At 68.2% G+C, this 21361-nt stretch carries 20 protein-coding genes; 16 read left to right on the top strand and 4 right to left on the bottom strand.

Annotation, left to right across the window (positions count from 1 at the left end; all coding sequences use genetic code 11):
- Nucleotides 1–14: 14 nt before the first annotated feature.
- The 8 genes from ndk (at nucleotide 15) to ACNO8X_RS23040 (ending at nucleotide 9297) form a co-directional block, all read left to right on the top strand.
- A complete protein-coding gene (gene ndk, locus ACNO8X_RS23075) occupies nucleotides 15–425 on the top strand; it encodes a nucleoside-diphosphate kinase (protein ID WP_418002875.1) in 411 nt (136 codons plus the stop codon).
- 315 nt (nucleotides 426–740) lie between these two features.
- On the top strand, nucleotides 741–3776 hold the full coding sequence (locus ACNO8X_RS23070) for an Rne/Rng family ribonuclease (RefSeq protein ID WP_418002874.1): 3036 nt from the start codon (nucleotides 741–743) through the stop codon (nucleotides 3774–3776).
- A gap of 195 nt (nucleotides 3777–3971) precedes the next feature.
- Nucleotides 3972–4295 carry a 50S ribosomal protein L21 gene (gene rplU, locus ACNO8X_RS23065; protein WP_418002873.1) on the top strand — a complete coding sequence of 108 codons (324 nt, stop codon included), beginning with the start codon at nucleotides 3972–3974 and terminating at the stop codon, nucleotides 4293–4295.
- Nucleotides 4296–4311: 16 nt separating this feature from the next.
- Entirely contained in the window at nucleotides 4312–4569 is a 258-nt protein-coding gene (gene rpmA / locus ACNO8X_RS23060; protein WP_043394256.1) for a 50S ribosomal protein L27, read from the top strand.
- Nucleotides 4570–4648: 79 nt separating this feature from the next.
- Complete coding sequence (gene obgE, locus ACNO8X_RS23055) at nucleotides 4649–6109, top strand: GTPase ObgE (protein WP_418002872.1); 1461 nt, start codon at nucleotides 4649–4651, stop codon at nucleotides 6107–6109.
- Complete coding sequence (gene proB / locus ACNO8X_RS23050) at nucleotides 6106–7230, top strand: glutamate 5-kinase (RefSeq protein ID WP_418002871.1); 1125 nt, start codon at nucleotides 6106–6108, stop codon at nucleotides 7228–7230. The genes obgE and proB overlap by 4 nt, the downstream gene beginning before the upstream one ends.
- 131 nt (nucleotides 7231–7361) lie before the next feature.
- Entirely contained in the window at nucleotides 7362–7985 is a 624-nt protein-coding gene (locus tag ACNO8X_RS23045) for a PIG-L deacetylase family protein (protein WP_043394250.1), read from the top strand.
- 4 nt (nucleotides 7986–7989) lie between these two features.
- Nucleotides 7990–9297, top strand: coding sequence for a protoporphyrinogen/coproporphyrinogen oxidase (locus tag ACNO8X_RS23040; RefSeq protein WP_418002870.1), 1308 nt, complete (start codon nucleotides 7990–7992; stop codon nucleotides 9295–9297).
- Here ACNO8X_RS23040 and ACNO8X_RS23035 read toward each other — a convergent pair.
- The gene (locus ACNO8X_RS23035; protein WP_418002869.1) at nucleotides 9273–10112 is read right to left on the bottom strand and encodes an NAD-dependent protein deacetylase; all 840 of its coding nucleotides are present in this window, start codon (nucleotides 10110–10112) and stop codon (nucleotides 9273–9275) included. The two genes, ACNO8X_RS23040 and ACNO8X_RS23035, sit on opposite strands and share 25 nt — an antisense overlap.
- Nucleotides 10113–10194: 82 nt before the next feature.
- Here ACNO8X_RS23035 and ACNO8X_RS23030 point away from each other — a divergent pair, with 82 nt between their 5' ends.
- The gene (locus tag ACNO8X_RS23030) at nucleotides 10195–12228 is read left to right on the top strand and encodes an NAD(+) synthase (RefSeq protein ID WP_418002868.1); all 2034 of its coding nucleotides are present in this window, start codon (nucleotides 10195–10197) and stop codon (nucleotides 12226–12228) included.
- Nucleotides 12229–12359: 131 nt separating this feature from the next.
- Here the strand turns inward: ACNO8X_RS23030 and ACNO8X_RS23025 are convergent, their stop codons facing one another.
- From ACNO8X_RS23025 to ACNO8X_RS23015, 3 genes are all read right to left on the bottom strand, one after another.
- Nucleotides 12360–13520 (bottom strand): DUF2306 domain-containing protein, encoded by a 1161-nt coding sequence (locus ACNO8X_RS23025; protein ID WP_418002867.1) that lies wholly within the window; start codon nucleotides 13518–13520, stop codon nucleotides 12360–12362.
- A 114-nt stretch (nucleotides 13521–13634) separates the two neighbouring features.
- Nucleotides 13635–14237, bottom strand: a complete 603-nt coding sequence (locus tag ACNO8X_RS23020) for a hypothetical protein (RefSeq protein ID WP_418002866.1) — start codon at nucleotides 14235–14237, stop codon at nucleotides 13635–13637.
- Between the two features lie 65 nt (nucleotides 14238–14302).
- Nucleotides 14303–15163, bottom strand: coding sequence for a ribokinase (locus ACNO8X_RS23015; RefSeq protein ID WP_418002865.1), 861 nt, complete (start codon nucleotides 15161–15163; stop codon nucleotides 14303–14305).
- A gap of 56 nt (nucleotides 15164–15219) precedes the next feature.
- Here ACNO8X_RS23015 and ACNO8X_RS23010 point away from each other — a divergent pair, with 56 nt between their 5' ends.
- From ACNO8X_RS23010 to octT, 7 genes are all read left to right on the top strand, one after another.
- Nucleotides 15220–16467, top strand: a complete 1248-nt coding sequence (locus ACNO8X_RS23010) for a glutamate-5-semialdehyde dehydrogenase (protein ID WP_418002864.1) — start codon at nucleotides 15220–15222, stop codon at nucleotides 16465–16467.
- A gap of 11 nt (nucleotides 16468–16478) precedes the next feature.
- Nucleotides 16479–17360 (top strand): AAA family ATPase, encoded by an 882-nt coding sequence (locus ACNO8X_RS23005; protein ID WP_043394622.1) that lies wholly within the window; start codon nucleotides 16479–16481, stop codon nucleotides 17358–17360.
- Nucleotides 17361–17370: 10 nt separating this feature from the next.
- Nucleotides 17371–18816, top strand: coding sequence for a vWA domain-containing protein (locus tag ACNO8X_RS23000; RefSeq protein ID WP_418002863.1), 1446 nt, complete (start codon nucleotides 17371–17373; stop codon nucleotides 18814–18816).
- A 129-nt stretch (nucleotides 18817–18945) separates the two neighbouring features.
- Nucleotides 18946–19560 (top strand): nicotinate-nucleotide adenylyltransferase, encoded by a 615-nt coding sequence (nadD, locus tag ACNO8X_RS22995; RefSeq protein ID WP_418006010.1) that lies wholly within the window; start codon nucleotides 18946–18948, stop codon nucleotides 19558–19560.
- Nucleotides 19557–19970, top strand: a complete 414-nt coding sequence (gene rsfS, locus ACNO8X_RS22990; RefSeq protein WP_418002862.1) for a ribosome silencing factor — start codon at nucleotides 19557–19559, stop codon at nucleotides 19968–19970. The genes nadD and rsfS overlap by 4 nt, the downstream gene beginning before the upstream one ends.
- Nucleotides 19967–20635 carry a glucosyl-3-phosphoglycerate phosphatase gene (gene gpgP / locus ACNO8X_RS22985; RefSeq protein ID WP_418002861.1) on the top strand — a complete coding sequence of 223 codons (669 nt, stop codon included), beginning with the start codon at nucleotides 19967–19969 and terminating at the stop codon, nucleotides 20633–20635. Before rsfS ends, gpgP begins: the two co-directional genes overlap by 4 nt.
- Nucleotides 20625–21359: a diglucosylglycerate octanoyltransferase gene (octT, locus tag ACNO8X_RS22980; RefSeq protein ID WP_418002860.1), complete on the top strand. Its 735-nt coding sequence runs from the start codon at nucleotides 20625–20627 to the stop codon at nucleotides 21357–21359. The genes gpgP and octT overlap by 11 nt, the downstream gene beginning before the upstream one ends.
- The last annotated feature ends 2 nt before the right edge of the window (nucleotides 21360–21361 follow it).

The following is a 21361-nucleotide window of genomic DNA, read 5'->3' as shown; positions in this document are numbered from 1 at the left end:
GTACGCTGTCCGCCGTGACTGAGCAGACCCTTGTATTGATCAAGCCCGACGGCGTGCAGCGCAACCTGATCGGCGAAATCATCAGCCGGATCGAGCGCAAGGGCCTGACCTTCGCTGCTCTCGAGCTGAAGACCGTCAGCGTGGAGCTGGCGACCAAGCACTACGCCGAGCACGAGGGCAAGCCCTTCTTCGGCGACCTGCTGGAATTCATCACCTCCGGCCCGGTTGTGGCCGCCATCGTCGAGGGCCCGCGGGCCGTCGCCGCATTCCGCCAGATCGCCGGCGGCACCGACCCGGTGGAGAAGGCCGCGACCGGCACCATCCGTGGTGACCTGGCCCTGGTCACCCAGGACAACCTGGTGCACGGCTCGGATTCCCCGGAGTCCGCGGCCCGCGAAATCGCTCTGTGGTTCCCCGCTAACTGACACTGTGGGCCGCCGGTAGCTGAGCTACCGGCGGCACCTCGTCGGAGATTGGCCGACGATGTGGGATACTGGCATCGGGTGACCTGCTTCATACCAGGAGCGGACGCCCGGATGAAGACTTAGACGACGCGACCACCCGGAGAAATCCAGGTGCGGCGCCGACCGTCCAGCCATCATTCAGCCAGGCGCCGAGGGCTCCCCTGTGGGCCGCTAGGTGCGAGACCACAACAATCTCGGGAGAAGTTCCCCGAGCCAATACAAGAAGCCCTCGCGTGGCCGCGTCGCACGACGCGCCCGGGGGCTTGAGGAGAATACGTGGCCGACGATGCCCGACTTGATGCCCCATCCGAAGACGCCAGCAGCGCAGCGGAGCCGATAGAGCTCCCGGAGCGCCTGCGGATTTTCTCGCTGGCCCGAATCCTCGGGACCACCAGCAAGAAGATCACCGAGACGCTGGCCAGCGTCGACGGTAGGCCCCGCAACCCCGCGTCCACGGTGACCCGCGCGGAGGCCGAGCGCGTCCGCGACCTGCTGGGTCTCAGTGGCGACGCCACGGAGACCGCGGCGCCCGCCGCCGAGGTGCCGGTCGCAGCCAACGATGAGGCGCCCGCCGAAGTCGCCGTCGAAGCCGTCGACGTCGCCGAAGCAGCCGTCGAAATCGCCCGTGAGGCGGAGGCCGAAGCAGCCGACGTGGAATCCGACGCCGGCGAGCCCGAGTCCCGGCTGCTGCTGGAGACGGTCCCGGCGCCCACTGCCGAGCCCGCCGACTACCTGCCGCTGTTCGTGGCCCCGCAGCCCGTGACCTTCCGGCCGCCCGCTCCCGAGCCCGACGACTTCGCCGACGCCGACGCCGACGACGACAACGCCGATGACGTGGCCGACGGTGCCGACGACGGTGGCGAGGACGGCACCGATGAAGACGGCGAGCGGCCCGCCAACCGGCGCCGTCGTCGTGGTCGCCGTGGCCGTGGCCGTGGCAGGGGCGAACAGAGCAGCGACGACGCGACCGACGCGGACGCCGAAGGCGACGCGCAGGACGCCTCAGCTGAAGGCGATGAGGACACCGACGGCGAGGCCGACGACGACTCCGGTGACGACGACGCGAACGCGTCCGACGGTGCCAGCCGCCGTCGACGTCGTCGCCGCCGCCGCAAGTCGGGCGGTGCCGGAGGTGACGATGCCGATGGCGAGGCTGGTTCGCCGGACGATCCGCCCAACACCGTCGTCCACGAGCGCGCCCCGCGCGCCAAGTCGGACAACAACGAAATCCAGGGCATCACCGGGTCCACCCGGCTGGAGGCCAAGCGTCAGCGCCGTCGCGACGGCCGCGACGCGGGCCGCCGCCGCCCGCCGATCCTGAGCGAGGCCGAGTTCCTGGCTCGCCGCGAAGCCGTCGAGCGCGTGATGGTGGTGCGCGACAAGATCCGCACCGAACCGCCGCACGAGGGTGCCCGGTACACCCAGATCGCCGTGCTGGAAGACGGCGTCGTGGTCGAGCATTTCGTGACGTCCGCCGCATCGGCCAGCTTGGTCGGCAACATCTACCTCGGCATCGTGCAGAACGTGCTGCCGTCGATGGAAGCGGCGTTCGTCGACATCGGCCGTGGCCGTAACGGTGTGCTCTACGCCGGTGAGGTCAACTGGGAGGCTGCCGGCCTCGGTGGCAACAACCGCAAGATCGAGCAGGCGCTCAAGCCCGGCGATTACGTCGTCGTCCAGGTCAGCAAGGACCCGGTCGGGCACAAGGGCGCGCGTCTGACCACGCAGATTTCGCTGGCCGGGCGCTACCTGGTGTACGTGCCGGGCGCGTCCTCGACCGGGATCAGCCGCAAGCTGCCCGACACCGAGCGCCAGCGCCTCAAGGAAATCCTCAAGGAGGTCGTGCCTGCCGACGCCGGTGTGATCATCCGCACCGCGTCCGAGGGCGTGAAGGAAGAGGACATCCGCTCGGACGTCAATCGGTTGCAGGAACGCTGGACCGAGATCGAGACGACCGCCACCCAGACCAAGGCCAAGGCCGCCGGTGCCGCCGTGGCGCTCTACGAAGAGCCTGACGTGCTGGTCAAGGTGATCCGCGACCTGTTCAACGAGGACTTCACGAAGCTGGTGGTGTCGGGCGACGAGGCCTGGAACACTATCAGCACCTACGTCAATTCCGTTGCGCCGGAACTGCTTTCACGTATGTCGCAGTACGAGCCGGCGGGCGGTGCTACCGGCCCCGACGTGTTCTCGGTGTACCGCATCGACGAGCAACTGGCCAAGGCGATGGACCGGAAGGTGTGGCTGCCCTCGGGCGGCACCCTGGTGATCGACCGCACCGAGGCCATGACGGTCATCGACGTCAACACCGGCAAGTTCACCGGTTCGGGCGGAAACCTGGAGCAGACGGTCACCCGCAACAACCTGGAGGCGGCCGAGGAGACGGTGCGCCAACTCCGGTTGCGCGATATCGGCGGCATCGTGGTGATCGACTTCATCGACATGGTGCTCGAATCCAACCGCGACCTGGTGCTGCGCCGCCTGACCGAGGCATTGGCACGGGACCGGACCCGGCACCAGGTGTCGGAGGTGACGTCGCTCGGCCTGGTCCAGCTGACCCGCAAGAAGCTCGGCACCGGGCTGATCGAGGCGTTCTCGACGACCTGTACGCACTGCGCCGGCCGCGGCATCATGCTGCACGTCGACCCGGTGGACACCGCGTCGCCCAACGGCCGCAAGGCCGAGGCGGCCGGCGGTGCCGGCGCTGGTGGCGGTGGCCGCCGCAGCAAGCGCGCCAAGAAGGCCGCCCCGCGCCCCGAAGAAGAGCCGCAGGTCGTCAAGGTGCCGCCGCATCCGCAGGGTGAGCACCCGATGTTCAAGGCCATGGCGGCCGCGAACGGCAAGCACGAGGACGACGTCGACGACGAGGACCTCACCGAGGACATCGCCGACGAAGCAGCCGACGGCGACGCCGTCGAGTCTGCCGAGGCGCTGACCGACCTGGACCAGGCCGATGACGACCTGGATGCCGACGAGGCTGACGAGGACGACTCCGACGAGGCCGAGGACGACGAGGACTCGGATGAGGACGAACTCGAAGTCGAGCTCGACGAGGACTTCGAGGACAGCGACGACGAAGACGACGAAGACGACGATCTGGACCTCGACGAGGACGACGAGGACTCGGACGACGACGACGAAGACGACGAAGACGACGACGAGGACGACGACGACGAGGACGACGAAGATGACGACGAGGAAGAGGCTGATCAGCCTGCTCAATCGGTCGTCACCCGTGCTCCCGTCGTCCGTCAGCGGCGCCGCGCCGCGGCCCGTCCAGCCGGTCCACCGGTCGGAGGTGTCGATGACTGATGCCGTGAGGGTCCACGCGGTTTGACCCTCGATTAACTGGTCACGTACCCTTGACCAGTTGTCGCCTGGCTGACACCGGCGGCATGGAGCTGCCGGGGGATGCCCCGCGCCACTCCAACCTAAGACCCGCGTTCGCAACCTTCGGGTGGCGCGCGCCCCGCAGTAGACGCAACGAAGAACAGAGGAACACCAACGATGGCAGCCGATAACGCCACGTACGCAATCGTCAAGACTGGTGGCAAGCAGTACAAGGTTGCCGTCGGTGACGTGGTCAAGATCGAGAAGCTCGACGTCGAGCAGGGCGCTTCGGTGTCGCTGCCGGTCGCTCTCGTGGTCGAGGGTGCGAAGGTCATCACTGGTGCCGACGCCCTGGCCAAGGTCGCTGTCACCGGTGAGGTGCTCGAGCACACCAAGGGCCCGAAGATCCGCATCCACAAGTTCAAGAACAAGACCGGCTACCACAAGCGCCAGGGCCACCGTCAGCAGCTGACGGTCGTCAAGGTCACCGGCATCAAGTAAGAGGGAGCGAACAGACATGGCACATAAAAAGGGCGCTTCCAGCTCTCGTAACGGTCGCGACTCAGCCGCCCAGCGGCTCGGCGTCAAGCGCTTCGGCGGCCAGGTCGTCAAGGCCGGCGAGATCCTCGTCCGCCAGCGCGGCACCCACTTCCACCCGGGCGTGAACGTCGGTCGCGGTGGCGACGACACCCTGTTCGCGACGGCTGCCGGCTCGGTGCTGTTCGGCACCAAGCGCGGCCGCAAGACGGTCAACATCGTCCCGGCAGAGGTCTAACCTTTTTTCACGAGGTGTGAAGCTGCCACGAGGTTTCGCCTCGTGGCAGCTTTTCTTTTTGTGATGGAGAGGACGACAGATGGCACCCCGGTTTGTTGACCGTGTGGTGATCCACGCGCGCGCCGGCAACGGCGGCAATGGCTGTGCATCGGTACACCGAGAGAAGTTCAAGCCGCTCGGTGGGCCGGACGGCGGTAACGGCGGTAAGGGCGGCAGCATCGTCCTGGTCGTCGACCCGCAGGTGCACACCCTGCTGGACTTCCACTTCCGCCCGCATGTCGATGCCCCGTCCGGTAAACCCGGCGCCGGTAGCAACCGGGAAGGTGCCGCAGGCGCGGATCTCGAGGTGCGGGTGCCCGACGGCACCGTCGTGCTCGATGAGCATGGCCGCATGCTGGCCGACCTGGTCGGCGACGGCACCCGCTTCGAGGCCGCCGCCGGTGGCCGCGGCGGGCTGGGAAACGCCGCACTGGCCTCGCGGGCCCGCAAGGCGCCCGGTTTCGCGTTGCTGGGGGAGAAGGGCCAGACCTGCGACCTCACCCTCGAACTCAAGACGGTCGCCGACGTCGGCCTGGTTGGGTTCCCGTCGGCCGGCAAATCGTCGCTGGTATCAACCATTTCGGCGGCCAAGCCCAAGATCGCCGACTATCCGTTTACCACTTTGGCTCCGAATCTGGGTGTGGTGTCCGCCGGTGATCACACATTTACCGTCGCAGACGTTCCCGGCCTGATCCCGGGTGCAGCCGACGGCCGCGGCCTGGGACTGGACTTCCTGCGGCACATCGAACGCTGCGCGGTGCTGGTCCACGTGGTGGACTGCGCGACGCTGGAGCCTGGCCGTGACCCGATCTCCGACATCGACGCGCTCGAGGCCGAGCTGGCCGCTTATACGCCGACGCTGCAAGGGGATTCGACGCTCGGCGACTTGGCCGAGCGACCCCGTGCGGTGGTGCTCAACAAGATCGACGTGCCCGACGCTCGCGAACTGGCCGATTTCGTCAAGGACGAGGTCGCCGCAAAATACGGCTGGCCCGTCTACGAGATCTCTACGGTCAGCCGAGATGGCTTGCGCCCGTTGATCTTCGCTCTGTGGGACATGGTCGCGGCGTACCGGGCCGCACAGCCCGTGGTGGCGCCGAGGCGGCCGGTCATCCGGCCGGTGGCGGTCAACGAGAGCGGCTTCACCGTCGAATCGGACGGCTTCGGCGGCTTCATCGTGCGCGGCACGCGGCCCGAACGCTGGATCGCGCAAACAGCTTTCGACAACGACGAGGCGGTCGGTTACCTCGGCGACCGGCTGGCTCGCCTGGGCGTCGAGGACGCGCTGCTGAAGAAGGGCGCTCGTGCCGGCTGCGCCGTCACCATCGGCGACGTCACATTCGACTGGGAGCCGCAGACGCTCGCCGGTGTCGACACCCTGCTGTCCGGTCGTGGCACCGACATCCGCCTGGAGCAGACGGACCGGATCGGCGCCGCCGAACGCAAGGCGGCCCGCAAGGAGCGTCGTCGCTCGGCGGAGGACCTCGAGGACGACGCGTGACCCTCGGCACGGATGCGGCAGTCTCGGCGCACCGCGAAGCCGTGCGGACCGCGCGCAGCGTCGTCGTCAAGATCGGGACCACTGCGCTCACCGCGCCCAACGGCATGTTCGACGCGGGGCGGCTGGCCTCGCTCGTCGATGCCATCGAGAAGCGGATGAAGGCCGGCTCGGACGTCGTGATCGTGTCCTCGGGTGCCATCGCCGCCGGTATCGAGCCGCTCGGCCTGACCAAGCGCCCGACGGATCTGGCCACCAAGCAGGCCGCGGCCAGCGTGGGGCAGGTGGCCTTGGTCAATGCGTGGAGCGCGGCGTTCGGCCGGTATGACCGCACCGTCGGTCAGGTGCTGTTGACGGCGCACGACATCGCCCAGCGGGCGCAGCACAACAACGCCCAGCGCACTCTGGACCGGCTGCGGGCGCTGCACGCGGTGGCCATCGTCAACGAGAACGACACGGTCGCGACCAACGAGATCCGGTTCGGCGACAACGACCGGCTGTCGGCCCTGGTGGCGCAGCTGGTCGGTGCCGACGCGCTGATCCTGCTCAGCGACATCGACGGCTTGTACGACTCCGACCCGCGCAAGGGCGACGCCCGCTTCATCCCCGAGGTCGCCGCATCGGGTGACCTCGATGGCGTGTCCGCGACCGGCGGCAGCCGGCTGGGCACGGGCGGGATGGCTTCCAAACTGTCGTCGGCGCTGCTGGCCGCCGATGCCGGTGTGCCGGTCCTGTTGGCCGCGGCCGGTGACGCCGCCGCCGCGCTGACCGATGCCTCGGTGGGTACGGTCTTCGCCGCGCGCCCCGAGCGCATGTCGGCGCGACGGTTCTGGGTGCGCTACGCCGCGGAGACGACGGGGACGCTGATCCTGGACGCCGGTGCGGTGCGGGCCGTCGTCCGGCAAAGAAAATCTTTGTTGCCCGCCGGCATCACCGCGGTCTCGGGCCGCTTCCACGGCGGCGACGTCGTCGAGCTGCACGGCCCTGACGGCAACGCTGTGGCCCGCGGCGTCGTGGCCTACGACGACTCCGAACTCGCGGGCATCATCGGCCGGTCCACGCCCGAATTGCCCGTGGAGCTGCGTCGACCTGCGGTGCACGCGGACGACCTGGTCGCGATTTGACGTCGACTTCGTGTGTATTTGGATAGAATCCACGCCTCGATCACACGTTTTGCCCGCTGGATAAGGCCTGCCTATTAAATTAGGGTTATGCTGCCTTCGACACCTGCGCAGCAAACAGGATTGAGGGGGCGATGGCGAGACAGTCGGTGCTGGCGGTCGGCGCGCATCCCGATGACATCGAACTGGGCTGCGGCGGCGCACTGGCAAAGCATGTAGCGGCCGGCGACCGGGTCACCATGTTGGTGGTGACCCGTGGCGAAGAGGGGCCGGGCGACTCCCAGGAGCGGGTGCGTGAGCAGCTCCGCGCGGTGGAGGTGCTGGGCGTCCACGAGCTGCTGTGGGGCCAGGGTTTCGGTGACTGTCGGGTCTCGCTGCAGGAATTCGAGTTGGTGCACCTCATCGAGGATGCGATCGAAAAGTCTGCTGCCACAATCGTTTACACCCATACGGCCAATGACAGCCACCAGGATCACCGGGTGGTTTCCCGCTGCACCCTCGGTGCCGCGCGGTGGGTGTCTTCGATCATGACGTACGGCGGACCGTCGGCCATCGGCTTCAATCCGACCGCGTTCGTCGACATTTCCGACTCGCTGGACAAGAAGATCGAAGCCCTGATGTCGCACGTCTCGCAGGCCGAGGCCAGCGAAAAGGTCAGTGCCTCCTGGGTGCGCAGTTCCGCTGAGCACTACGGCTTCCTGTGCCGCCGGACGTTCGCCGAAGGTTTCGAGCCGGCCCGACTGGTCGTCGATTTCTGACCCTGTGCCGACCTTTCTCATCGTCGGAGCCGGTCCGACCGGGCTCGGCGCTGCCGTCCGGCTGACCGAACTCGGCATCGACCACCTGGTGGTGGACGCGGGCGATCAGGTCGGGGGCATGGCGGCGTCGGTCCGCGACGCACATGGTTTCACCTGGGATCTTGGCGGCCACGTGCTGCACAGCCACTTCGCGGAATTCGACCGGGCGGTCGAGGGCTCCGGGGTCAAGATGAACGCCGTCGCCCGGAACGGTTGGGTGTGGCTGGACGGCAGCGGGCCGCAGGCGCTGGTGCCCACGCCCATCCAGCAGCAACTCACCGAGATGCCCACCGACCTGTACCCGGACGCGCCGCTGCACAACCTCGCCGACTATTACCGGAACAATTTCGGTGGCAAACTTTATGACGAGTTTTTCGGCCCCTACAACTACAAGATGTGGACGGCCCCGCTCGAGCAGATCGACCATGAATGGACGTCGCTGCGTAGCGGCAGTGCCGCGCCGAACGTGCCACGCCTCGGCTTGGCGGGCTCGGCGACCGGACCCGCGGGCAGTTTTCCGTATCCGATCGGTGGCACCGGCGCGCTGTGGCAGGGAGTGCACGACCGGATGCTGGCACCCGGGACGGTGCGGCTGAACACCCGCGTCGTCGACATCGACGTTTCCCGGCGGAGCGCCACGCTGGACGACGGCTCGACCGTCTCGTACGAGCACTGCGTCAGCTCTGCGCCACTGACCACGGCCTGGGGCTGGCTCGGTGGCGCCGGCGCTGAGGGGACGGCTCAGCGAAACACTCTGTGCGCCAGTCGTATCTACGCGGTCGGTCTGGGCTACCGCGGTCCGGCCCCTGAGACGCTGGCCGACAAGACCTGGCTGTACTGCCCGGATCTCGGGGTGCCGTGGTACCGGGCCACGATGCTGAACAACTACGACCCCGCCAATGCCGGCGACGGACGCTGGAACGTGCTGTGTGAGGTGCCGTTGCTGCCGGGGCAATCGCTGACGGGCGACGAGGCGGTGCGGCGGACCGAGGAGTCGTTGCGGGCACTGGGCGCCGAGTCGGAGTACGTGGTCAGCCGCTTCGTGCAGGAAGTCCACATGGGCTATCCGGTGCCGACGCTGGGGCGTGACGACATCGTGCGGACGGTCGACGCGCGGTTACGCGCACACGGCCTCTACAGCCGGGGCCGGTTCGGCGGGTGGCGCTACGAGTCGTCCAACCAGGACTACGGCTACCTGCAGGGCCGGCAGGCCGTCGACAACGCGCTGTCCGGTACGCCGGAGGACGTCTACTGGCATCCGGAGAGGTTCTGAGCCGCCAATTCACTGGCCAGCAGGGCGAGGAGTTCCGAACATCCGCTGTCGATCTTGACGGTGGCCAGGTCGTCGCCGCGGGTGATGCCGCGGTTGATGATCGCGACGGCCTTGCCGGCGACAGCCGCGTGCCGGACGAAGCGGTAGCCCGAGTACACCGTCAGTGACGAGCCCGCGACCAGCAGCGCGTCGGCCTCGTCGACCAGGGCGTAGGCCTGCTGCACCCGGTCTTTCGGGACGCTGTCGCCGAAGTACACGATGTCCGGTTTGAGGATGCCGCCGCAGCGTGGACAGTCCAGGTACCGGAACGTGGCGGTGTCCTCGACGATCGCGTCGGCGTCGGGTGCCACGCCGATACTGCCGACCTCGGCCCGTTCGGTGAAACCGGGATTGAGCCGTTCCAGTTCGTCGGCCAGCTCCGCGCGCGTCATGGTGTGCCCGCAGCTGAGGCAGATGACCTGCGCGTAGGTGCCGTGCAGGTTCACCACGGTCTGGGAACCCGCCTTGGTGTGCAGCAGGTCGACGTTCTGGGTGATGACGCCCGTCACCAGGCCTGCGCGTTCCAGCGCGGCCACGGCGCGGTGGCCGGCGTTGGGCCGCCGAGCGGCCATGTGCAGCCAGCCGATGTGGTTGCGGGCCCAGTACCGCTGCCGGAAAGCCGGACCGGACAGAAACTGCTGGATGGTCATCGGATTGCTCGGCGGCGAGTCGGGCCCGCGATAGTCCGGGATGCCCGAATCGGTGGAGATGCCGGCGCCGGTCAGCACGGCGATACGCCGGTCGGCCAGCAGATTGACCAGTTCAGGAGCCTGCACGTCATCGAGGGTAGGCCGTCTGCCCTGTTACGCGACGTGACGGCGCGTCAATCGTGCGCCGGAGCGGTGCGACAATCAGACGGTGGACTTCTACTCCGCCTACCGGCACGGATTCGTCCGGGTGGCCGCGTGCACGCACCACACTGCGCTCGCGGACCCGGCGGCCAACGCTGCCTCGGTGCTGCGCCTGGCCCGGGACTGCCATGACGACAACGCGGCGCTGGCGGTGTTTCCCGAGCTGACGCTGTCGGGGTACTCGATCGAGGACATCCTGCTGTCGGACGCGCTGCTGGAGTCGGTGACCGAGGCGCTGGCCTCGATCGTCGAGGCGTCGGTCGAGCTGTTGCCGGTTCTGGTGGTCGGTGCGCCGCTGCGGCACCGGCATCGGATCTACAACACCGCCGTGGTGATCCACCGCGGCTCGATCCTCGGCGTGGTGCCCAAGTCGTACCTGCCGACCTACCGCGAGTTCTACGAGGCGCGCCAGGTGGCGGCCGGTGACGATGTCGAGGGCACCATCCGGCTGGGCGGTGTCGACGTGCCGTTCGGTCCGGATCTGCTGTTCGCCGCGGCGGATCGGCCGAACTTCGTTCTGCACGTGGAGATCTGCGAAGACATGTGGGTGCCGGTGCCGCCGAGCGCGACGGCCGCGCTGGCCGGTGCGACGGTGCTGGCCAACCTGTCGGGCAGTCCGATCACCATCGGCCGGGCCGACGACCGCAAACTGCTGGCCCGTTCGGCGTCGTCGCGGTGCCTGGCGGCGTACGTCTATGCGGCGGCGGGGGAGGGCGAGTCGACGACGGACCTGGCCTGGGACGGGCAGACCATGATCTACGAAAACGGTGTGCTGCTGGCCGAATCCGAGCGTTTCCCGCGTGGCGAACGACGGTCGGTCGCCGACGTCGACACCGAGCTGCTGGCCGCCGAACGGCTGCGGATGGGCACGTTCGATGACAACCGGCGCCACTTCGCCGACCGGACCTCGGGGTTCCGGCGCATCGAGTTCACGCTCTCGCCGCCGGCGGGCGACATCGGCCTGCTCCGTGAGATCGAGCGGTTCCCGTTCGTGCCGTCGGATCCGCTTCGCCTGCAACAGGATTGCTACGAGGCCTACAACATCCAGGTGTCGGGTCTGGAGCAGCGTCTGCGGGCGCTGAATTTCCCGACCGTGGTGATCGGCGTGTCCGGTGGGCTGGATTCCACGCACGCCCTGATCGTCGCGGCCCGGGCCATGGACCGGGAGGGCCGGCCGCGCAGCGACATCCTGGCCTTCACCATGCCGGGCTTCGCGACCGGTGACCGCACCAAGAGCAACGCCACCGCGCTGGCCAAGGCACTCGGAGTCACGTTCTCCGAGTTGGACATTCGGGACACCGCGCGGCTGATGCTCGCCGAGATGGGGCATCCCTTCGCCCGCGGCGAGGCCGTGTACGACGTGACGTTCGAGAACGTGCAGGCCGGGCTGCGCACCGACTTCCTGTTCCGGTTGGCCAACCAGCGTGGCGGCATCGTGCTCGGGACCGGTGACCTGTCCGAGCTCGGCCTGGGCTGGTCGACCTATGGTGTCGGCGACCAGATGTCGCACTACAACGTCAACGGCGGGGTGCCGAAAACCCTGATCCAACACCTGATCCGGTGGGTGATCTCCTCAGGGCAGTTCGGCGACGACGTCAACGACGTCTTGCAGTCGGTGCTGGACACCGAGATCACCCCGGAACTGGTGCCCGGCGCCGATGTTCAGAGCAGCCAGGCCAAGGTGGGACCGTATGCGCTGCAGGACTTTTCGCTGTACCAGGTGCTGCGGTACGGATTCCGTCCGTCGAAGATCGCGTTCCTGTCGTGGCATGCCTGGCGGGACGCCGCGGCCGGTGACTGGCCCGCCGGTTTCCCGGCCGATGAGCGGGTGGCCTACTCGCTGGCCGATATCCGGCATTGGCTGAAAGTCTTCGTCCAGCGGTTCTACTCGTTCAGCCAGTTCAAACGGTCGGCGCTGCCGAACGGTCCGAAGGTGTCCGCGGGCGGAGCGCTGTCCCCGCGCGGGGACTGGCGGGCGCCGTCGGACATGTCGGCACGCATCTGGCTCGACGAGATCGAGCGCAACGTTCCGGAGCACTGAGCAGGCACGTTGATCCTGCATCTACGGCGCATTTGTTCGAGTGAGGTGCGCCCCCACGTCAGGGTGAATGATCCGGGACGTAGTTGTGCGAGTAGACCTCAGCGCGGGGGCATGCGCAACCGCCAACGCGCTCAGGCGGCGGCCAGCACGTTGGGTTCGTCATCGAGGTCGGTCCGCCGCCGGGACCGCGTTGCCGCATGTACGACCAGCGCGAAGCTGGCGGTGATGGGGATGGCAGGGCCGTCCATGCCGCCGGCGAGGACGGCGTCGGCCGTGGTGAAGGCCGGTGGCACGATCTGCGCGTACAGGCTGGCGGCCGTCGGCGCCGCGGCGAAGCCCCACAAGAGCCAGCGCCACTGGCGTTCGCGCACGGTGTCGCCACCGGTGCGGGCGCGGAACACCCCGCGCACGGCGAGCGCGATGGCGATCCAGGCCGGCACCAGATGGAAAAGCGCCAGGGAGTGCGGGATCGGCGCCGGCAACCGGACGACCAGGCCGGCGTAGGCCAGCGATCCGACAACTGCCAGTCCCATCGCAGCGCCGTATGACCGCATCGGAGCGGAACCGACGCGCGCGTCGGACTGTGCACGCTGGGTCAGCATGAAAGCGAAAATGGCACTGCCGGGTGCGACGACGCCGAGCACGATGGAGCCCACCCCGATATTGGTCAGCAGATCGTGCTGCGGGATCAGCGGCTGAATCCCGATCCAGATCACGCGCAGCAACGGCGCCGTCATCATCAGGGCGATGCCGTAGGTCATCCAGGCCCGGTGGGTGATCACGTCGCGGCGGCGGATCGCGTAGACCGCGTACCAGGCACTGCCGAGCGTGCCGATTGCCAAGGCGCGCAACTGCGTTTCGAATGCCGGTCCGATGAAGTGCTGCGCCGGTGGCGTGAAATACAGGAACACCAAGGCGGTCACCATGCTGACGGACATCAGCGCGAGATACCCGCGGCCAGTCCACCGGTGCATCGCCGGCCACCGGGTGCGCAGTCGCGTCGAGAACTGGAACATGGCCAGCGTCAAGGAAAGTCCGGCCAGCGTGGTGTGGACCATCAGGACCACGCGATGCTCGGCATAGGCGCCATGGCGAACCGCTTCGACCGACCCGTCGCCGACCGCGTAGCCGCGACCGTTGATCAGGGTGTTGACGGTGTCCTGCCAACGAGACATGCCGGGGGCGAACAGCGGCCACGTGTAGTTGAGCGCGAGCGGCACGTAGAAGACGGCGATGGCGACCGTGAGCAGGAAGAATCGCCGCGACACCGCGATTCCCTTGTGGTCGTCCATTTGAACGTCAGATTCTAGGGCCACGCATGGCCAACCTGCAGTATTTGCTGTATCGGCACCGACATGCGGGTTTCTGAGCGTCCAGGGCCGCAGTCGAATGGAACAGTGATGTTGCTAGGAAGCCGCCCGCCACGACTGATCGACACGGTCGAACGCGATGGGCAGGGTGATCGGTCCGCTCAGTCCCAGCAACGGCTTCCACGGGACCGGCCCGGTCACGCGGGCGTTGGGCATGCGCTGGGTCATCAGGGCGAGCGCTTCGGCCAGCTCCATCTTGGCCAGGTGCACGCCCAGGCAATAGTGCCCACGTGCGACCTGACGGTCGACCAGGTCGCTCACGACGTCGACGACTGTCGCGCGTAGTCGGTCAATCGCGCGCCGGCTGAATGCGGTCGCCACCAGGCGGCGCAGCCGGGTGTGTTCGGGGCCGTCGATGCTGATGATCGATGCGCTGGCGCGATCCCACACGGGGCCAGAGGTGATGCCCTGAGCCACCAGGAACATGCCCTGCGGGATGCGGAAACGCGGGTCCCGCAGCACCTCGTGTGCGAGGTCGTAGGTCAGCACTTCAGGTCCGTGCGGACCCATCGCGATCGGCGCCTCCTCCCGCGCCGCGCGGATGACTGCCTGCGCCTCGTCGGGGCTCTGCGCGCCGGCGTAGTCGATGGTCGGGAGCGCGGCGTCGAAGACGTTCGGAATGCCGCTTGCGGTGGTCATGGCATCGACTATCCGGTGATGCGGCCGGCACATCATCAGCCAAGTGGCGTATATCCGCGCGGCAGTTACGGAGCCGAGCCAGCCGCGTCCTCGATGGCCTCGTCGTACGGTGCGCAATCGCCGGCTCCCGCGGTCAGCGTGGCGAGCGCGCCCGCCGTCACGGCCCGCAGCAGGGCATGGTCGGGGTCCACCGGCCAGCCGGCGGCCAGCACCCCGGCGAAGACGTCGCCGGCGCCGGTCGTGTCGATCGCCTCGACCTCGGGTGCCGCGACATGGGTCTCGCCATCGGGTGTGCGATGCACCGCACCGTCGGCGCCGCGGGTGATCACCAGATGCGGGACGGGCCAATGCCATTGTGCGGCTTCGGTCTCGTTGACGATCACCACGTCGGTGACGGCGGCCAGTTCGGCAAGCGCACCCGGATCGGTGCCTACGGGAGAAGCGTTGAGCATTACCGTCGCGCCGCTCGCCTTGGCCGTCCGCGCCGCGGCCAACGCGGTGGACGGGGGGATTTCCAGCTGCAGCAACAGCACCTCGCAGTCGGCGACCACCGCACGAATCTGCCGTGAGTCCAGGGTCAGGTGCGCGTTGGCGCCCGGCGCCACCACGATCATGTTCTCGGCGCTCCGGCCGACCATGATCGCCGCGGTGCCGCTGGGGGTCGGCAGGCTGACGACGCCGTCGAGGCCGACACCGTTGTCCTGCAGGTGCTTTCGCAATACTGCGCCGGTGGCGTCGGTCCCGAGCGCGGCGACCAGCTGGACGTCGGCGCCGGCGCGGGCGGCGGCGACGGCCTGATTGCCGCCCTTGCCACCGGGCTCCGAATGCAGCGACGACGCCAGCACCGTCTGCCCCGGTTCCGGGAGGTCGGCCAGACCGAACACCAGGTCCATGTTCACGCTGCCCACCACAGTGATCCGAGTCACCCGGCCACGGTAGCCCCGACCGGGCTGAACCGCGGATACCTCGTTACCCTGGGTTAATGAGTGTGCACGCAGCTACGGACACCGATCTGCGCCAGCAGGTACATGACGCAGCCCGGCGGGCCCGGGTCGCATCCCGTGCGCTGGCCACACTGACCACCGAAACCAAGAACCGCGCGCTGCACGCCGCGGCCGACGCCCTGCTGGCCGCGGCCGACACGGTGCTGGCCGCCAACGCCGAAGACGTCGAGGCCGCGCGCGCCGTCGGTACCGCCGAAGCGATGATCGACCGCTTGGCCCTGAACAACCAGCGGGTCGACGGCGTCGCCGCCGGGCTGCGCCAGGTCGCCGGCCTGCCCGACCCGGTCGGTGAGGTGCTGCGCGGCAGCACCCTGCCCAACGGTCTGCAGATCCGCCAGCAGCGGGTGCCGCTGGGCGTGGTCGGCATGGTGTACGAGGGCCGGCCCAACGTGACGGTCGACGCCTTCGGTCTGGCTCTGAAGTCCGGCAACGCGGCCCTGCTGCGCGGCAGCTCGTCCGCGGCCCGGTCGAACCAGGCCCTGGTCACCGCATTGCGGTCCGCACTGGCCGCCGAGGGCCTGCCCGAGGACGCGGTCCAGCTGCTGCCGAGCGAGGACCGGGCCAGCGTCACCCACCTGATCCAGGCCCGTGGTCTGGTCGACGTGGTGATCCCGCGCGGCGGCGCCGGCTTGATCGACGCCGTGGTGCGCGACGCCACCGTGCCGACCATCGAGACGGGCGTCGGCAACTGCCACGTCTACGTCCATGAAGCCGCCGATCTCGACATGGCCGAGCGCATCCTGCTGAACTCCAAGACCCGCCGTCCCAGCGTGTGCAATTCAGCCGAGACGCTGCTGGTGGACCGGGCCATCGCCGACACCGCGCTGCCCCGCTTGGTCACCGCGCTGCAGGACGCCGGAGTGACGGTGCACCTGGACCCGAGCGAGGACGAGCTGCGCGCCGAGTTCCTGTCGCTGGACATGGCGGTCGCCGTGGTGGACGGAGTGGACGGGGCCATCGCGCACGTCAACCAGTACGGCACCGGGCACACCGAAGCGATCGTCACGACCAACCTTGCTGCGGCCCAGCGCTTCTCGGAGCAGGTGGACTCCGCCGCGGTGATGGTCAACGCGTCGACGGCGTTCACCGACGGAGAGCAGTTCGGCTTCGGCGCCGAGATCGGCATCTCGACCCAGAAGCTGCACGCCCGCGGCCCGATGGGGCTGGCGGAACTGACCTCCACCAAATGGATCGTGTGGGGCGACGGCCAGACCCGGCCCGCGTAGAGGAGAAGAACTTGAGTACACCCGCTCGTTCGGTGCCGCTGTTCGCGGACATCGATGACGTCGCCAAGCGACTCGCCGAAACCGGATACCTGCCCGATACCGCAACGGCCACAGCGGTTTTCCTGGCCGACCGGCTGGGCAAACCGCTGCTGATCGAAGGACCGGCCGGTGTCGGCAAGACCGAGCTGGCCCGGGCCATCGCCCAGTGCACCGGTTCGGAGCTGGTGCGGCTGCAGTGCTACGAGGGTGTCGACGAAGCCCGCGCGCTGTACGAGTGGAACCACGCCAAGCAGATCCTGCGCATCCAGTCCGGTCAGCAGTCCGGCGACTGGGACCAGACCAAGCTGGATGTGTTCAGCGAGGAATTCCTGCTGAGCCGTCCCCTGCTGACGGCGATCCGCCGCACCGAACCCACCGTGCTGCTGATCGACGAGACCGACAAGGCCGATATCGAGATCGAAGGCCTGCTGCTGGAGATCCTGTCGGACTTCGCGGTCACCGTCCCCGAGCTGGGCACCATCAAGGCCAAGCAGACCCCGCTGGTGGTGCTGACCTCGAACGCCACCCGCGAGCTGTCCGAGGCGCTCAAGCGCCGCTGCCTGTTCCTGCACATCGATTTCCCCGACCCCGACCTGGAGCGGCGCATCCTGCTGTCCCGGGTACCCGAGCTGCCGGAGAAGATCGCCGACGAGCTGGTGCGGATCATCGGCGTGCTGCGCGGCATGCAGCTCAAGAAGCTGCCGTCGGTCGCCGAGACCATCGACTGGGGCCGCACGGTGCTGGCGCTGGGCATGGACACCCTGGACGACGCCATGATCGCCGCGACGCTGGGCGTGGTGCTCAAGCACCAATCCGACCAGGTGCGTGCCGCCGGTGAGCTGAAGCTGAACTAGGGAAACTGCCATGGCCGTCGCACGAACCCCAGCGCAACCGCTTGCCCCGCAAGGTATTCCGGGCCACTTGGTGGGGTTCGTCGAAGCCCTGCGCAAGGTGGGCATCAACGTCGGGCCGTCGGAGACCGTCGACGCCGGACGGGTGATGGCCACTCTTGGCCTGGGTGACCGCAAGGTGCTGCGCGAAGGCCTGGCCTGCGCGGTGCTGCGCCGCCCCGACCACCGCGAGACCTACAACGCACTGTTCGACCTCTGGTTCCCCGCGGCCATGGGGGATCGGGCGGTGCTGGAACTCGACGACGATGAGGACCCGGAGAACCGGCCCGACCGGATACCGCCCGAGGATGTCGAGGCGATGCGATCGGCACTGATCGACCTGCTCTCCAACGCCGACATGGCCAGCCTCGACGACCGGCTGATGGCGATGATCGCGCAGATCGTCGACGCCTACGGCAAGTACAACTCCAGCCGCGGCCCGTCGTACTCGTCGTATCAGGCGCTCAAGGCCATGGGGCTGGACCAGCTGGAAGGCAAGCTGCTGGCCGGCCTGCTCGCGCCGTACGGTGACGAGCCCTCACCCACTCAGGAACAGATCGCCAAAGCGATTGCCGCCAAGCGTATTTCGCAGCTGCGACACATGGTCGAATCCGAGACCAAGCGGCGCACCGCCGAGCAGATCGGCCGCGATCACGTGCAGACCTACGGCATCCCGCAGCTGGCCGAGAACGTCGAATTCCTCAGGGCGTCAGGCGAACAACTGCGCCAGATGCGCAATGTCGTTGCGCCGCTGGCCCGTACGTTGGCGACCCGGCTGGCCGCGCGTCGCCGTCGCTCTCACGCCGGCCAGATCGACCTGCGCAAGACACTACGCAAGTCGATGTCGACCGGCGGCGTGCCCATCGATGTCGTCCTCAAGAAGCCGCATCCGGCGCGCCCCGAGTTGGTGGTGCTGTGCGACGTGTCCGGCTCGGTGGCGGGCTTCAGCCACTTCACCCTGATGCTGGTGCATGCCCTGCGCCAGCAGTTCTCGCGCGTGCGGGTCTTCGCCTTCATCGACACCACCGACGAGGTCACCGAGCTGTTCGGGCCCGACGCCGACCTCGCCGTCGCGGTGCAGAAGATTACCCGCGAGGCCGCCGTGTACACGCGGGACGGGCACTCCGACTACGGGCACGCCTTCGTCTCGTTCCTGGACAAGTGGCCCAACGCGCTCTCGCCGCGCACGGCCCTGCTGGTGCTCGGCGACGGCCGCAACAACTACCGCAACCCGCAGGCCGACCTGCTGGCGCACATGGTGAGCGCCAGCCGCCACGCGCACTGGCTGAACCCCGAGCCCAAGCATCTGTGGGGCAGCGGCGACTCGGCCACCGCCAAGTACCAGGACGTCATCACGATGCACGAATGCCGGTCCGCCAAGCAGCTCGCGTCGGTGATCGACAACCTGCTGCCGGTCTAGCTCCGCCGAAACGGCATTCCAGCAGAAGAAGTGCGAGTAGAGGCCTGCCGGAATGCCGTTTCGTGAGGTCCTGCCCCCGAGTTGGCTCCGAACACTGCCGTAAGCTGGCGAATCGTGACTCGACGCAGGCTGGGAGTGATGGGTGGGACATTTGACCCCATCCACCATGGACACCTCGTCGCGGCCAGTGAAGTGGCTGACCTGTTCGAGCTCGACGAAGTGGTGTTCGTGCCCACCGGGCAGCCCTGGCAGAAGCGGGACCGGCTCGTCACCGCTGCCGAGGATCGGTACCTGATGACGGTCATCGCGACGGCCGCCAACCCGCGGTTCTCGGTCAGCCGCGTCGATATCGACCGCGGCGGTCCGACGTACACCAAGGACACCCTGCGGGACCTGGCCAGGCAGAACCCTGACACCGACCTGTTCTTCATCACCGGCGCCGACGCGCTGGCCTCGATCCTGTCCTGGCAGAACTGGGAGGAGCTGTTCTCCACGGCCCGGTTCATCGGGGTCAGCCGGCCCGGCTACGAGCTGGACGGCAAGCACATCGAGGACGCGCAGAAAGAACTGCCGCCCGACGCCCTGACCCTGGTCGAGGTGCCCGCGCTGGCCATCTCGTCGAGCGACTGCCGTCGCCGCGCGCACGCCAACCGGCCCATCTGGTACCTGGTGCCCGACGGCGTCGTCCAATACGTATCCAAACGTGGGCTCTATCAGGCCACGAACAAGCAGGAGAATTCATGACCGCCACCCCCGAAGCCCTCAGCATGGCGACGGTCGCCGCCCGCGCGGCTTCAGCCAAGCTCGGCGAGAACATCAGCGTCATCGACGTGTCGGAGCAGTTGGTCATCACCGACTACTTCGTCATCGCCTCGGCGTCCAACGACCGCCAGGTCAACGCCATCGTCGACGAGGTCGAGGAGAAGATGCGCTGGGCAGGGCACAAGCCGGCGCGTCGCGAAGGCGCCCGCGAGGGTCGCTGGGTGCTGCTCGACTACGTCGACATCGTGGTGCACATCCAGCATCAGGAAGAGCGCGAGTACTACGCGCTGGACCGGCTGTGGCGGGACTGCCCGGCCATCGAGGTCGATCTGGACGGTGAGCTCCCGGTGAACCCGGACGGTGACGACGCGTCCGACGAGGACGGCGAGTGAGGAACCGTCGCCTCCTGCTGCTGCGTCACGGCCAGACGGAGTACAACGCCACCAGCCGGATGCAGGGTCAGCTCGACACCGACCTCAGCGATCTGGGCCGGGCGCAGGCGGTGGCGGCGGCCGAGGTCCTGGCCAAGCGTCAGCCGCTGGTGATCGTCTCCTCTGACCTACGTCGCGCTCTCGACACCGCGACGACGCTGGGCGACCAGGCCGGCATGTCGGTGTCGGTCGACGAGCGGCTGCGCGAGACGCACCTGGGGGACTGGCAGGGCCTGACCCACCACGAAGTCGACGCCATCGCGCCCGGTGCGCGGCTGGCCTGGCGTGATGACGCCCGCTGGGCGCCGCACAACGGCGAGAGCCGGGTCGACGTGGCGAACCGAAGCCTGCCGGTGGTGGCCGAGCAGCTCCGCAACCTGCCCGAGTGGGGTGTCGACGAGGTCGACCGCCCGGTCGTGCTCGTCGCGCACGGCGGCCTGATCGCGGCGCTGACCGCGGCCCTGCTGAACCTGCCGGTGGACAACTGGCCGGTGCTCGGCGGCATGGGCAACGCCAGCTGGGTGCAGCTGTCCGGACACAGCGCCGGGCTGGCGGACGACGACCCCGTGACGTGGCGTCTGGACGTGTGGAACGCTTCGGCTCAGGTGGCCAACGATGTCCTCTGACCGTCCCGTACTGCTCGTCTTCTGTGACTCGCTGTCCTACTACGGACCGACCGGCGGTCTGCCGTCCGACGATCCGCGCATCTGGCCGAATATCGTTGCCTCACAACTTGGTTGGGACCTGGAACTGATCGGCCGGATCGGCTGGACCTGCCGCGACGTGTGGTGGGCCGCGACGCAGGATCCGCGGTCGTGGGCAGCGCTGCCCAAGGCCGGCGCGGTGATCTTCGCGACCAGCGGCATGGATTCACTGCCGTCGCCGTTGCCGACGGCGCTGCGGGAACTGATCCGCTACGTGCGCCCGCCGTGGCTGCGTCGCATCGTGCGGGACGGCTACGGATGGGTGCAGCCCCGCCTGGCGCCGATCGCGCGGCCCGCGCTGCCTGCGCACCTGACCGCCGAGTATCTCGAAGAGACGCGCGCGGCAATCGATTTCAACCGTCCCGGTATTCCGTTCGTCGCGACGATCCCGTCGGTGCACATCGCGGAGACCTACGGCAACTCGCACCGGTGGCGCGACGCCACCGTGTCGGCGATCACCGATTGGGCTGACGCACAACAGGTTCCGATCGTGGACCTGAAAGCCGCCGTCGGTGACGAGGTGATGTCCGGCCGGGCGAATCCGGATGGCATCCATTGGAACTTCGAGGCGCATCGTGCGGTCGCCGAACTCATGCTCAAGGGGCTGGCCGAGGCCGGTGTGGTGTCGCAGCGGACTGACGACTAGTC

This window comes from Mycobacterium sp. PDNC021 (genome assembly GCF_048282635.1).
Lineage (GTDB): Bacteria > Actinomycetota > Actinomycetes > Mycobacteriales > Mycobacteriaceae > Mycobacterium > Mycobacterium llatzerense.
Note: the sequence above shows the minus strand (reverse complement) of the source record. Positions and strands in the feature narration are given on the sequence as shown.

Coding starts and splice junctions, on each gene's coding strand:
- ACNO8X_RS23010 (WP_418002864.1), top strand. CDS start 15,220: ATGAGTGTGCACGCAGCTACGGACACCGATCTGCGCCAGCAGGTACAT.
- rsfS (WP_418002862.1), top strand. CDS start 19,557: ATGACCGCCACCCCCGAAGCCCTCAGCATGGCGACGGTCGCCGCCCGC.
- ACNO8X_RS23045 (WP_043394250.1), top strand. CDS start 7,362: ATGGCGAGACAGTCGGTGCTGGCGGTCGGCGCGCATCCCGATGACATC.
- rplU (WP_418002873.1), top strand. CDS start 3,972: ATGGCAGCCGATAACGCCACGTACGCAATCGTCAAGACTGGTGGCAAG.
- rpmA (WP_043394256.1), top strand. CDS start 4,312: ATGGCACATAAAAAGGGCGCTTCCAGCTCTCGTAACGGTCGCGACTCA.
- ACNO8X_RS23020 (WP_418002866.1), bottom strand. CDS start 14,237: ATGACCACCGCAAGCGGCATTCCGAACGTCTTCGACGCCGCGCTCCCG.
- octT (WP_418002860.1), top strand. CDS start 20,625: ATGTCCTCTGACCGTCCCGTACTGCTCGTCTTCTGTGACTCGCTGTCC.
- obgE (WP_418002872.1), top strand. CDS start 4,649: ATGGCACCCCGGTTTGTTGACCGTGTGGTGATCCACGCGCGCGCCGGC.
- ACNO8X_RS23000 (WP_418002863.1), top strand. CDS start 17,371: ATGGCCGTCGCACGAACCCCAGCGCAACCGCTTGCCCCGCAAGGTATT.
- ACNO8X_RS23025 (WP_418002867.1), bottom strand. CDS start 13,520: ATGGACGACCACAAGGGAATCGCGGTGTCGCGGCGATTCTTCCTGCTC.